This is a genomic window from Pseudomonas sp. VD-NE ins (assembly GCF_031882575.1).
Taxonomy (GTDB): Bacteria; Pseudomonadota; Gammaproteobacteria; order Pseudomonadales; family Pseudomonadaceae; genus Aquipseudomonas; species Aquipseudomonas fluorescens_BZ.
Genome location: NZ_CP134772.1, coordinates 3,678,726 through 3,691,462 on the forward strand (window position 1 = coordinate 3,678,726; position 12,737 = coordinate 3,691,462).

Sequence of the window (12,737 nt, forward strand, 5' to 3'; positions counted from 1 at the left end):
TGGCAAGCCAGCTCCCACAGGATACGAGGCTTAATCGAACTCTTTTTCCAGCCAGGCATCCTCCGCAATATCCAGTTCATCACCACTGAATCGCTGTTCGGCAAACGGATCGGCGTGCAGATGAAAGCCGTTCTGCTCCCAGAACCCCGGTTGTTCCTGATCGACAAACTCCAGCCCGCGCAACCATTTGGCGCTCTTCCAGAAATACCGCCCCGCCACCACCAGCCGCAGTGGCCAGCCATGTTGCGCGGTCAGCGGTTGGCCGGCGTAATGGGTGGCCAGCAGAGTGTCGGGGTGCAGCAAATCATCGAGTCGCAAGTTGGTCTGGTAATCGTGGTCGGCGTGGGCCATGACAAACGCCGATGTCGGTTGGATATCGAACGCCTGCAACAGATCCTGCAGATGCACCCCGCTCCACTCGGTGTCGAACTTCGACCAGCGTGTCACGCAATGGATGTCGCAACGAAGTTGCCGTTGCGGCAGTGCCTGCAGATCGGCGTAACGTAGTTCGATTGGCTGGTCGACCGTGCCGAACAGGCGCAACGACCAGTTGGCGAGGTCGTATTCCGGTATTTCGCCTTCGTGGAGGATTGGAAAACGCTCCGTCAGTACTTGACCTGGAGGCAGTCGCTTACCGAAAGCCGGATCGGCTTTCGGCGAACGGCTTTTGCGTAAGCGGTCAGCTTTGTTGTGCATGTAAGCTCCAGAACTCCCTCAGTGTGCGCAACTACGCGTTACCCCTGTGGGAGCGAGCCTGCTCGCGAAAGCGCTGGGTCAGTCAACAGAGATATCAACTGATCAGACCTCTTCGCGAGCAGGCTCGCTCCCACAGGGGCGATGTCGTGGCAAATGTTCTAGTTGGCCACCGGAATCCACGCCGCCCGTGCGACATTCGCGGTATCACCAAAGCTCGGGAGCTTCTGCGCCAGATCTCGAACGTTCTTCACATCCAGATCCAGCAACTGCTGGCGGGTGATCAGCGTCGGCGGCACCAGTACCTGATGCCCCGGATTTTCCCCGGCAATCAACATCGCCAGACTGCGCACGCTGATCGCCCCGGCCACTTGCGGATTGACCGCCGCCGTCGCCGCCCAGGCGCTGTCCGGCTCTTTCATGATCTGAATATCGGCGGTGGAAATATCGGCGCTGTAGATCTTCACCTTGCTCGTCAGCCCCGCCTCATCGACGGCGATTTTCGCGCCTTTGGCGAACTCATCGAACGGCGCAAAAATCACGCTGATGCCCGGGTTGGCGCGAAGCACCGCACTGGCCTGATCCGCCACGGAATTGGCAATCGGCGGATTCAGCGTGCCAAAGCGTGCCTTCTCGACGATCCCGGGATTGGCTTTCTTGACCTGACTCCAGATTTCATCGCGGCGCTCCATTGGGGTAAAGCCGCTGATGTACACGTAGCCGGCGTCGAACTTCGTGCCGTTGTCCTTCACGGCTTGATCGAGGGCCAGACGCGCCAGCGCGTGGTGATCCTGCTCGACCTGGGTCACTTGCGGGGTGTTCAGATCGACATCGAAGGCGACGACCTTAATGCCTTTGGCGATAGCCCGATCAATCGGCGCTTTGAGCGTTTCGGCCAGGCCGAGCTGGACGATGATGCCGTCGACGCCGAGATCGATCGCCTGATCGATCATCTCGCCCTGACTCGCCGCTTGCTGCCGGGCATCGAATACGCGCAGGTTGGCACCCAGTGCTTCGGTCTGCTTTTCGACGCCACGCAAATAAGCCTCGGGAAAGTCCCCGGAGAACAAGTAACCCACCAGCGCGATCTGCACCTGACCTTTGTCGAACGGTGCGGGTGCGCCGGGCAAGGCTTTGGCCTGAGCGCTCAGCGCCACCGCCGAAAGCAACGCACCGGCGAGGCAGTGACGGGCGAACTGTGTGATTGAACCGTGCATGCAACTTCCTTGAATAAAGCGGCTCAACGCGCCCGATGCGCGAGGCCGAACGTGAACATCAGGGCCAGCACCAGCACCAGTCCCTTGACGAAATCCTGCGCGTAATACGGCGCGTTGAGCATGGTCAGACCGTTGAGCAACGCCGCCACCAGCAGCGCTCCGACCAAGGTGCCGAAGGCGTTGGGCTTCTTCGCGCCGAGTACGGCAAAACCGATCAGCGCCGCGCCGAGAGCATCCAGCACCAGGCCATTTCCGGAGCTGACATCACCACGCCCCAAACGAGCCGCGAGCAACAATCCGCCCAGCGATGCGAGCAACGCCGAGAGCACGTAAGCCAACAATTTGAAGCGCTGCACCGGCGCACCGGCCAGTCGCGCCGCTTGCTCGTTGCCGCCAATGGCATAGAACAAACGACCAATGCGCGTGCGTTCGAGAAACAACCACACCGCGATCGCGACCACGGCCATGATCAACACCGGAATCGGCACCACCTCCCACAACCGCCCACGCCCCAGCGCCAGAAACGCGGCACTGAACGTACCTTCGGTTTCCTCACCGCTGGGCAAGGTCATGCCGACTGCAATCGAGCGTCCGCCGGTAGGAATCAGCTGCACGCCGATCACCAGAAACATGCTGCCCAGCGTCGCGAGAATGTCCGGCACCCGCAGTTTGACGATCAGCCAGCCATTGAGCAGGCCGACCAGCGCACCGCCCGCCAGACTGATCAACACCGCCGGCACCGCGCCCCAGCCGAGCACGACCATCACGTAACTGGCGATCATCAGGCTCATCGCCGCCACCGCGCCAATCGACAGATCGAGGCCGCCGACGGCCATGGTCAGCGTCACACCCAGCGCCAGCAGCGCGACAATCGACACCGATTGCAGGATGCTGAACAGGTTGCCGACGCGCATAAACGCAGGCTCGGCAACACTGAAAAACACCACGATCAGCGCCAGCAGCCACAACAGCCCATAACGGATCAATACGTGCAGCAGACGTTCGGCGCGTGCCGGCTCGGTCGATAGCAGTGAACTTGAATCAGGCACTCACTCTGCTCCTTGGCGTGGCTTGAGGGGAATGTTCGCTCACGTCGCTGCCGGCCAGTGCGGCCACCAGATCAGCACGAACGAGGCCGGCACGCGGGTACTCGGCAACCACGGCGTGATCGCGCACCAGCAGAATGCGGTCGGCAATTTCCAGCGCTTCATCGACGTCGGCGCAAATCACCAGCGTCGCCCGGCCCTTGGCGCTGTCGCGCAGCAGTTGGCCGATGTCGCGGCGGGCGCGCACGTCGACGCCTTGAAACGGTTCATCGAGGATCAATACCCGCCCTTCGCCGAGCAGCCAGCGGCCGAGCACGACTTTCTGTTGATTGCCGCCCGACAGTGCGGTCATTGGCACATCGATACCGGCAGTCTTGATTCCCAGCGCCGCGACTTGTGCCTCGACCGCTGCCGCTTCGGCGCGGTTGCGGATGAAACCGCCGCGGGTAAAGCGTTCAAGAAACGGCAAAGTCAGGGTGCGACGCAAAGTGAAATCGGGTACCAGCGACTGACTGGCACGATCCTCGGCCGCGAAGAAAACCCCGCTTTGAATAGCCTGACGTGGTGAGTTCGCGTGCCACTCAGCGCCATCCAGCTGCACGCGGCCCGAGAACGCTTTACGCAGGCCGAACAGCACCTCGGCGATTTCACTTTTACCGGCGCCCAGCAGCCCGGTCAGCACCACCACTTCGTTTTCGTGCAGGGTCAGATCGAACGCGGCGGATCGCGGCAGAATTTGCATGGCGTTGAGTTTCAACACCTCGCGCCCGGCCACACGTGGCTGATAAACATGCTCGGCCAGCGCCTGCCCGAGCATGGCGCTCACCGCTTCCGGCAATTGCCGAGCGGTGAACTCGCCCGCGAACTGGCCATCGCGCAGCACGATGGCGCGATCCGCCACGCGTTGCAGGTCGGAGAGTCGATGGGAAATGTACAGAATCGCCACACCGCGACTGCGCAAGGTGTCGATCAAACCAAACAAGCGCTGCGCCTCGGCATCGGAGAGCGCGGCGGTCGGCTCATCCAGAATCAGCAGGCGCGGTTGCAAGGCCAAGGCTCGAGCGAGCACCACCAATTGCCGTTCGGCCTGCCCGAGATGTTCAATCGGTTGTTCCAGTGGCAAGGTCAAACCCAGCCCGGCAGCAATGCTCGCGGCGCGCTCCAGCAGGCGTTGGCGATTGAGCCAGAAGTCCGCGTCTGGCTTGCACAGTTCATCGAGCAGGAGGTTTTCCGCAACGCTCAAACCCGGTGCAATGCCCTCGTTGATCTGTTGGTGCACCGCGACAATACCGAAGCGCCGCGCCGACAACGGCGAGCTGAAATGCCGTGGTGCGCCGTCCAGCCAGATCTCGCCCGCGTCGGCGGTCTGACTGCCTGCGAGGACCTTTACCAAGGTCGATTTGCCCGCGCCATTGGCACCAAGCAGCGCCACCACTTCAGCGGGATAGATGTCCAGGCTGACGGCGTTCAGCGCCCGGCTCGCGCCAAATATTTTGCTCAACTCACGTACACGAATCAGCGGCTCACAGGCCACAGCGACCGGCACACTCATACAATTCCTTAGCGGCGATGCGCCAGCGAACGAACCAATCGATCGCCCAGGCTTTGCACGCCCTGAACGAGGATCACCAACACCACCACCGTGGCGACCATCACTTCATTGTTGAAACGCTGATAGCCGTAACGGATCGCCAGATCACCGAGCCCGCCACCACCGATGACCCCGGCCATCGAGGAAAAACCGATCAGCATCACCAACGTCAGAGTGATGCCTGCGAGCAAGGCCGGCAGCGCTTCAGGCAACAACACCTTGAAGATCACATGACCGATGTCGCCGCCCATGGCGAGGATGGCTTCGATGCGGCCCTTGTCGACTTCGTCGAGGGCGTTTTCGACGATGCGCGCGAAGAACGGAAAGGCCCCGATGGTAATCGGCACCACAGCGGCAGTGCTGCCCAGCGTTGTACCGACCACCAGCCGCGTTAACGGGATCAGGGCGATCAGCATCACCACGAATGGCAGCGAACGGCCAAGGTTGACCACGCCACCCAGCACGGCATTCAAACGTGGCATCGGCAGCAATCCACCGCGGCGACTGATAAACAGCAACACGCCCAGCGGCAATCCGATCAGCAGCGTGAACAGCCCCGCGAGCAGGACCATGTACAGGGTTTCACCGGTGGCGTTGAACACCAGTTGCAGGATTTCATCCCAATTGACCGTGCGGTTCATGAGTGCGCCGCCCGTACGCCGTATTGCTTGAGAAAACTCAGGCCCGGCGCGTCGTGCCCCAGCGGCAAGCCGCAGGTCGGCCGCAGCGAAGCGCCCAGTTGCGATTGCGCATCGGCCAGCAGCCGTGGCACCGGCCCGGCTTCGACCAGACGTCCGTTGGCCATGAACGCAGCGTGGTCGCAGATCGACCTGACCACCTCCAGCTCATGGGTGATCAGCACGATGGTCACGCCCAGTTGCCGATTGATGTCGCGCAGCAGTTCAAGGATCGACGCGGTGGTTTCCGGGTCGAGTGCGCTGGTGGCCTCGTCCGAGAGCAGGTACGCCGGCTCTGCAGCCAGGGCGCGGGCAATGCCGACGCGCTGTTTCTGGCCGCCGGACAATTGCGAGGGAAAGGCCTGCGCCTTGTCATTCAAGCCGACCAGTTCCAACAGCTCGCGAACCCGCACATGGCGCCACGGCTTGCCGACATTGGCGATCTCCAGCGGCACCGCGATGTTGTCGAACACCGTGCGCGAATGCAGCAAATTGAAGCCCTGGAAGATCATGCCGATGCGCTGACGCTGGCGGCGCAGGTCGCTGACCGACAGCGTCGTCAAATCGATGCCATCGAGCAGAATGCGTCCGCTGTCCGGTCGTTCGAGCAGGTTGAGGCAGCGCAGCAGCGTCGACTTGCCGGCCCCGCTACGCCCGAGAATCCCGTAGACCGCGCCGTCGGGAATGCTCAACGAGACCTGATCGAGTGCCGGTTGCGCGGCCGAAGGATAAGTCTTGCTCAACTGCTCGACGGCGATCATGGCTTGCCGCCCGCCACTGGAATCACCGAACCGGCGAAGTTGTCGGTGATGTACTTGGCGACCTCTGGCGAGGTCAGGTCCTTGGCCAGTTGCGCGATACGCGGATCGTGCTCCAGCTTCGGCGTGGTCACCAGAATGTTGGCGTAAGGATTGTGCTCGGCTTTCTCCAGGCCCAAGGCATCCTTGGCCGGCACCAGGCCTGCGTCGAGCGCGTAGTTGCCGTTGATCACGGCCAGATCGACGTCGTCCAGCGAGCGCGGAATCTGCGGCGATTCGATTTCCAGGATCTTCAGCTGTTTCGGATTTTCGGCGATGTCCTTGGGCGTTGCCTGATCGGCCGCCGGGTCATTGAAACCGGGTTTGAGCTTGATCAGGCCGTTGTCCTGCAACAGGTACAGCGCGCGGCTCAGGTTGGTGACGTTGTTGGGCACGGCGACGGTGCCTTTTACCGGCACGTCGGCGAAGCTTTTGTGCCGGTGCGAGTAAATGCCCAAGGGTTCGATATGCACCGTGGCCGCTACAGCAAGTTTCTCGCCGAGGGCCTTTTCCTGGGATTTCAGGTACGGCAGGTGCTGGAAATAATTGGCGTCGACGTCACCGTGCACCAACAGCTCGTTGGAGTTCACCCCGTTGGGGATCTCGATGACTTTGAGGTTCAGTTGCGGATCGATTTTCTGGATGTACGCGAGAATCTGCGCGTGGGGCACCGGGTCGGCAGCCACGCGCAGCGGCTCCAGCGCCTGCGCACCGAACGACGTCACCAGCGCGCCGAGCACGGCCAGGGCCAAACCTGCTTTCTTGATCATGTGCGAAGTCCTTGAGCGAGTGATGAGTCAGGCGGATTGACGAACCGGCGGTGGCGGCAGCAGCGCATCGGCGTAGAAGCGCTGGGCGACATCGGGATGCGAGCGCAAACGACCCTTGAGGTAGTTCCAGCCGACATCGCGAAACAGCGGATTGAGCGGATCACTCGCCGGCCCGCGTGCCTCGCGCAACAGTGCGGTGGGCAGCGGATACAGCGGCACCACGGCATCCAGTTGCGCACCGAGGAAGAACGCGACAGACAGGCGTTCGCTTCCCGCCGGTGGCGAAACCACGCGATGCACCGTGGCCCGCAGATAACCATTGCTGGCCAGTTCGAGCAGTTCGCCGATGTTCACCACCAAGGTGTTCTCGCGTGGCAACGCATCGATCCAGCGGCCCTCTTCGATCTCGACTTGCAGACCGGCCTGCTGGTCTTGCAGCAGAAAGCTGAGGAAGCCGGAATCCTTGTGTGCGCCGACGCCTTGATGGCTCGACTCGTTCGACTGTCCGGGATAGCGCATCAGTTTGATGTGTTCGTTGGGTTTGTCGCCGTAGAGCTGATCAAACGCATCGGCGCGCAGAGAGAGTGCCTGAGCGAACGCACGCAGCAGGCGCAATGACATCCGCGTCATCGCCTCTTGCCATTCCAGCAGCAAAGATTTCAGTTCCGGCAGTGCCGCCGGCCATTGGTTGGGGCCTTGCAGCCGCGCCCAGAACGGGCTGTCCGCGTCTAATGGCAGTGCCTCGCGCTCGGCGCCCAGATCGAACTGTTCACGCTGATCGGGCTGGCCACGGGTGATCTCCGAGGCGGCACGGTTGTAACCGCGAAAGTGTGGTGAGTTGATCATGCCGACGGCGTTTTTCTCGCTGTCGGGCAAGGCGAAGAACTGCCGGGCGTGGGCTTGTACTTGCTTGAGCAAGTCACTGTCGATGCCGTGGCCCGTCAGGTAGAAGAAGCCGACGTCGCGGGCGGCGTGGCGCAAGTTTTCGAGAAATTCGTAGCGCTGTTGCGCCGTGCCTTCGAACAGCGACAGGTCCAGCGTCGGTAATGCGGTGATATCGAGGGTATGCGGCATGATTCACTCCCGTGTGAATCAAACCTGAAAAACCTGTGATCGATTCAGCGTGTGCCGTCATGGCAATCGGGGGTCTATCGGTTTGATGCGTTTTGATTCGTCGTTGAGACAAAACTAAACGATCTTAAAAATACGTAGCCAATATCTTTTTCGCATTACCTTAGGCCTGATTTCCCCTCACCCCAGCCCTCTCCCGGAGGGAGAGGGAGCCGACCGCGTTGTCTGGCGTTATACGTCGACCTGAACGACCGGGTTGGATTCGGTAAAAAAACGTTCCAGTCAGTGCAACGCTCAAGATCACTTGGGTCAGTACCCTCACCCCAGCCCTCTCCCGGAGGGAGAGGGAGCCGACCGCGTTGTCTTGCGTTATACGTCGACCTGAAAAACCGGGTTGGATTCGGTAAAAAACGTTCAGGTCGGCGTAGCGCTCAAGATCATCCCGGTCAGTCCCCTCTCCCTCTGGGAGAGGGTTAGGCGGGCGGCGTTCCGATGAGGGAGCCAGACGACTCGGTATCAAGCCTCCTGCAACGCTCGCGGCCGTTGGCTGCGTTGTTCGGCACTGGCGTCCGGCGCCTGCTGCAACTGGAAGTCGAACTTCAGCTCGGCATAACGCCCCGACACCGCGTCCTCACGGAACACCACCTCCCCGACCAAGCCTTCACGGGTCGCATAGGCGAAGTCATCCCACAAATACTGATCGCCCGACAGATTGATCTGCGTCGTCAGGTGCCGATGCCCCGGTGCGCTGATAAAGAAATGCACATGGGCCGGACGCTGGCCATGGCGGCCGAGTTGGTTCAGGCATTCCTGGGTCGGCCCTTGCGGGTCGCAGCCATAGCCGGACGGCACGATACTACGAGCGCGGTAGCGGCCATCGGCGTCAGTGATGATGCGGCGGCGCAGGTTGTACTCGGACTGGCTCGGGTCGAAAAACGAATAGGTACCCTTGGTGTTGGCGTGCCACAGATCAACCGTGGCACCGGCCAACGGCTGGCCATGCAGATCGAACACCTGGCCTTCGAGGTGCATGACGGTGGCGACGCCCTCCTCGCTGCCGTCATCCATGCGGCACTCACCTTCGCACAGCGGCGCGCCGGCCACGTACAGCGGGCCTTCGATGGTGCGTGGCGTGCCGCCCGTCAAGCCGATCTGCGCGTCCTTGGCGTCCTGAAGCAGATCGAGGAAATGTTCGAGACCGAGACCCGCAACCAATAAACCTGCTTCCGAGCGAGCGCCCAAACGGTTGAGATAGTCGACCGCTTTCCAGAACTCGTCCTCGCTGATGTCGAGGTCTTCGATGATTTTCGCACTGTCTTGCAAGATGCGCAGGACGATGGTTTTCAGACGGGAGTTACCGTCGTCGTTGGCAAAACCGGCGGCTTCTTTGAAGAACGTTTGCAACTCGGCGGTGTGGGCAATTTTCACGGTCATGGTGGTTACCTCATCTTGTTGTTTTGTGGCTCTCGCGAATCTTCAGGACAGACAACCTTCCCTGTGGGAGCTGGCTTGCCAGCGATTGCGGTGTGTCATCCAGCATTGATGGCGGCTGGTGTATTGCTATCGCTGGCAAGCCAGCTCCCACAGTGTTCAGGGCTGGATTCGAAACCATGGATCAGCGATCGTCTGTATGGATCGACGACGGATGCCGGCAGAGGCCATCAACCTCAATGTCCATGTAGGGAAACAGCGGCAAGCGCATCAGCGTGTCGTGCAGGGCCTCAACGCTCGGGACATCGAACACGCTGTAATTGGCGTAATGCCCGGCGATGCGCCACAGGTGCCGCCATACGCCGTCGCGTTGCAGCCGTTGCGCCAGTTCCTTTTCGTCCGCCTTGAGCCGGGTGGCCAGCGACGGGTCCATGTCGACGGGCAATTTCACGGTCATTTTTACGTGGAACAGCATGGTGACTCTCCTGATTCAGTGGCGACGAAAACGCGCCAGACGCTCTTCGTCCAGCGTCAGGCCCAGGCCTGGAGTTCGCGGGATGTGCAGGTGAAAATCGCGGTACTGCGGCGCTTCTGTGACGATGTCTTCGGTCAGCAACAACGGCCCAAACAGCTCCGTGTCCCAGGTCAGTTGTTTGAGCGTGAGGAAGGCGTGCGCCGAGGCCAGCGTGCCGACGGAACCTTCCAGCATGGTGCCGCCGTACAGCGCGATGCCCGCTGCCTCGGCGATTTGTGCGGTGCGCAACACGGCACGCGGGCCGCCGTTCTTGGCGATTTTCAGGGCGAACACACTGGCGGCGCCGTCGGCGGCGAGGCTGAAAGCATCCTCGACGCTTTCGATCGACTCATCGGCCATGATCGGTGCCGGGCTGCGCTGGTTCAGGCGAATCTGCCCGGAGCGGTTGACCCGCGAAATCGGCTGTTCAATCAGGTCGATGCCGTTGTCACCCAGTACCTGACAGCCGCGAATCGCCTGGGATTCATCCCAATACTGGTTGACGTCGACCCGCACACTGGCGCGCTCGCCCAAGGCTTTTTTGATCGCCACGACATGCTTGAGGTCTTGCTCCAGCGGATTGGCGCCGATCTTCAATTTGAAGATGCGATGGCGACGTGCTTCGAGCATTTGTTCGGCTTCGGCGATGTCGCGGGCAGTGTCGCCGCTGGCCAGGGTCCAGGCCACTTCGAGGCTGTCCCTTACGCGGCCGCCGAGCAGTTCACTGACCGGCAGGCCGAGGCGCTTGCCTTGCGCATCGAGCAGTGCGCTTTCGATGCCGGACTTGGCGAAAGTATTGCCCTTGGCGATCTTGTCGAGACGCTGCATCGCCGCGTTGATGTTATTGGCTTCAATACCGACCAAGGCCGGAGCCAGATGCGCGTCGATATTGGCTTTGATGCTTTCCGGGCTTTCATAACCGTAGGCGAGGCCGCCGATGGTGGTGGCTTCACCAATGCCTTCAATACCATCGCTGCAGCGCAGTCGCAGAATCACCAGAGTCTGCTTTTGCATCGTGTGCATCGCCAGTTTGTGCGGGCGGATGGTCGGCAGGTCGACGATGATCGTCGACAGGCTTTCAATCAGAATTCGCTGCATGTCTGTGTCCCTTGAAAAGTGCTCAACCGAGGTCGCCGCCGCCAACCGGCAAGGTCACGCCGGTGATGTAGGAGGCGTCGTCGGAGGCGAGAAAGAGGATCGCGCCGACCTGTTCGTCGAGGCTGCCGTAGCGCTTCATCAGGCTGCTGTCGAGGGTTTGCGCAACGATTTCCTGATACCAGGCCTGCTCCTGCGCCGATGGTTCGGCGGCATTGCGCGGGATGCGCCGGGGCGGTGCTTCGGTACCGCCCGGTGCGGTGGCGTTGACACGAATCCCGCGCTCGGCGTTTTCGAATGCCAAGCAAGCCGTGAGTGCGTTGATGCCGCCCTTTGCCGCGCCGTACGGCACGCGATTGACGCTGCGGGTAGCAATCGATGAAACGTTGACGATGGCGCCGCGACCTTGCTTGAGCATGTACGGCAGCGCGGCGTGGCAACACCACAGGGTCGGGAACAGCGAGCGGCGCACTTCAGCCTCGATCTGTTCGACTTCGTAGTGCTCGAACGGCTTGGCCCAGATCGTGCCGCCGACGTTGTTGATCAGGATGTCGAGGCGGCCGAACGTATTGATCGCCTCGGCCATGACCCGCGCACAATCGGCGTATTGCTCAAGATCGGCGGTCAGCGCGAGAACGCCCTCGCCTTGCAGTTCGTGAACCAGTTCCGAGCGATCAACCGCGATCACTTGCGCGCCTTCGTTTAGCAGGCGCTCGCAGACGCGGCGGCCGATACCCTGCGCCGCGCCAGTGACCAGCGCGACCTTGTTGGAGAATCTGTTGATCATGACAACCTCGAAAGAAGGGTTTCAGGCAGCCGCAGCGGCGAATTTTTCGTAGTAGAAGTTCGCCGGGGTGATGCCCTGCTCGCGGATGTATTGGCTGACCGCTTCGACCATCGGCGGCGGGCCGCACAGGTACACGTCGACATCGCCTTCATTGAGATGGCGCGGTTCGATGTGCTGGGTGACATAACCCTTGAGCGGATGCGCGCTCTGCGGGTTGGCGACGCAGGCGCCGAAGCTGAAATTGGCGATCCGTGCGGCAAAGGACTCGAGGCGATCGAGTTCGACCAGATCGAAATCGTTGGTCACGCCGTAGATCAAATGCACGGGATGATCGCAGCCCTGCTCGGCGATCTTTTCCAGCATCGCGGTGAACGGTGCCAAGCCAGTGCCGCCCGCCAACAACAGCAGCGGCCGCTTGATCTCCCGCAGGTAGAAACTGCCCAACGGCCCGGCCAGGTTCATGCTGTCGCCCGCCTTGGCCAGCCCGGTGAGGAAACTGCTCATCAAGCCGCCAGGCACGTTGCGAATCAGAAAGCTGACCTCGCCGTTCTTCTGCAACGAGCTGAAGGAGTAGGCGCGGGACTGCTCACTGCCAGGTACTTGCAGGTTGACGTACTGGCCCGGCAGAAACGCCAGTTTGCTCAGCGCCTCACCCTTGATCGACAGCGCGATGGTGCTCTCGGACAACTGCCGCACATCACTGATCGAGGCCTGGAAATTCGCCTGTTCGGTCTTGCACACCTGTGAGGCGGCGGGCACTCGCACGACGCAATCGCTTTCAGCGCGCATCTGGCAGGTCAGCACATAACCTTGTGCGAGTTCTTCGGCGCTCAAGGCGTCTTCGATGAAGTTGTCACCCATGTCGTAACGCCCGGCCTCGGCGAAACACTTGCAGGTGCCGCAGGCGCCGTCACGGCAGTCCAGCGGGATGTTGATGCCTTGGCGATAGGCCGCATCGGCGACGGTTTCATGGAGGCCAGCCTCGATGAAACGGGTGACGCCGTCTTCAAAATTAAGCGCAATCTGGAAATTCATGGTGCACCTCGCC

13 protein-coding genes are annotated in these 12,737 nt (G+C 61.3%); all 13 read right to left on the bottom strand.

Annotated elements, in window-relative coordinates:
- Positions 1 to 30 precede the first annotated feature (30 nt).
- Positions 31 to 696, bottom strand: a complete 666-nt coding sequence (locus RMV17_RS16475; RefSeq protein ID WP_311881209.1) for a sulfite oxidase-like oxidoreductase — start codon at positions 694 to 696, stop codon at positions 31 to 33.
- A 158-nt stretch (positions 697 to 854) separates the two neighbouring features.
- The gene (locus RMV17_RS16480; RefSeq protein ID WP_311881210.1) at positions 855 to 1,910 is read right to left on the bottom strand and encodes a substrate-binding domain-containing protein; all 1,056 of its coding nucleotides are present in this window, start codon (positions 1,908 to 1,910) and stop codon (positions 855 to 857) included.
- A gap of 23 nt (positions 1,911 to 1,933) precedes the next feature.
- Positions 1,934 to 2,959 carry an ABC transporter permease gene (locus tag RMV17_RS16485; protein ID WP_311881211.1) on the bottom strand — a complete coding sequence of 342 codons (1,026 nt, stop codon included), beginning with the start codon at positions 2,957 to 2,959 and terminating at the stop codon, positions 1,934 to 1,936.
- On the bottom strand, positions 2,952 to 4,508 hold the full coding sequence (locus tag RMV17_RS16490) for a sugar ABC transporter ATP-binding protein (RefSeq protein WP_311881212.1): 1,557 nt from the start codon (positions 4,506 to 4,508) through the stop codon (positions 2,952 to 2,954). The genes RMV17_RS16485 and RMV17_RS16490 overlap by 8 nt, the downstream gene beginning before the upstream one ends.
- Before the next feature lie 8 nt (positions 4,509 to 4,516).
- Positions 4,517 to 5,188 (bottom strand): methionine ABC transporter permease, encoded by a 672-nt coding sequence (locus RMV17_RS16495; protein WP_311881213.1) that lies wholly within the window; start codon positions 5,186 to 5,188, stop codon positions 4,517 to 4,519.
- Positions 5,185 to 5,985 (bottom strand): methionine ABC transporter ATP-binding protein, encoded by an 801-nt coding sequence (locus tag RMV17_RS16500; protein ID WP_311881214.1) that lies wholly within the window; start codon positions 5,983 to 5,985, stop codon positions 5,185 to 5,187. The genes RMV17_RS16495 and RMV17_RS16500 overlap by 4 nt, the downstream gene beginning before the upstream one ends.
- Entirely contained in the window at positions 5,982 to 6,791 is an 810-nt protein-coding gene (locus RMV17_RS16505; RefSeq protein ID WP_311881215.1) for a MetQ/NlpA family ABC transporter substrate-binding protein, read from the bottom strand. The genes RMV17_RS16500 and RMV17_RS16505 overlap by 4 nt, the downstream gene beginning before the upstream one ends.
- Positions 6,792 to 6,818: 27 nt before the next feature.
- Positions 6,819 to 7,865, bottom strand: coding sequence for an isopenicillin N synthase family oxygenase (locus RMV17_RS16510; RefSeq protein WP_311881216.1), 1,047 nt, complete (start codon positions 7,863 to 7,865; stop codon positions 6,819 to 6,821).
- A 513-nt stretch (positions 7,866 to 8,378) separates the two neighbouring features.
- Positions 8,379 to 9,296: a catechol 1,2-dioxygenase gene (gene catA / locus RMV17_RS16515; protein WP_311881217.1), complete on the bottom strand. Its 918-nt coding sequence runs from the start codon at positions 9,294 to 9,296 to the stop codon at positions 8,379 to 8,381.
- Positions 9,297 to 9,477: 181 nt separating this feature from the next.
- Entirely contained in the window at positions 9,478 to 9,768 is a 291-nt protein-coding gene (gene catC / locus RMV17_RS16520; RefSeq protein ID WP_007916075.1) for a muconolactone Delta-isomerase, read from the bottom strand.
- Between the two features lie 15 nt (positions 9,769 to 9,783).
- Entirely contained in the window at positions 9,784 to 10,905 is a 1,122-nt protein-coding gene (locus RMV17_RS16525; RefSeq protein WP_311881219.1) for a muconate cycloisomerase family protein, read from the bottom strand.
- Positions 10,906 to 10,927: 22 nt separating this feature from the next.
- Positions 10,928 to 11,689 (bottom strand): 1,6-dihydroxycyclohexa-2,4-diene-1-carboxylate dehydrogenase, encoded by a 762-nt coding sequence (locus tag RMV17_RS16530; RefSeq protein ID WP_311881221.1) that lies wholly within the window; start codon positions 11,687 to 11,689, stop codon positions 10,928 to 10,930.
- A 21-nt stretch (positions 11,690 to 11,710) separates the two neighbouring features.
- On the bottom strand, positions 11,711 to 12,724 hold the full coding sequence (gene benC / locus RMV17_RS16535) for a benzoate 1,2-dioxygenase electron transfer component BenC (RefSeq protein WP_311881223.1): 1,014 nt from the start codon (positions 12,722 to 12,724) through the stop codon (positions 11,711 to 11,713).
- Between the last annotated feature and the right edge of the window lie 13 nt (positions 12,725 to 12,737).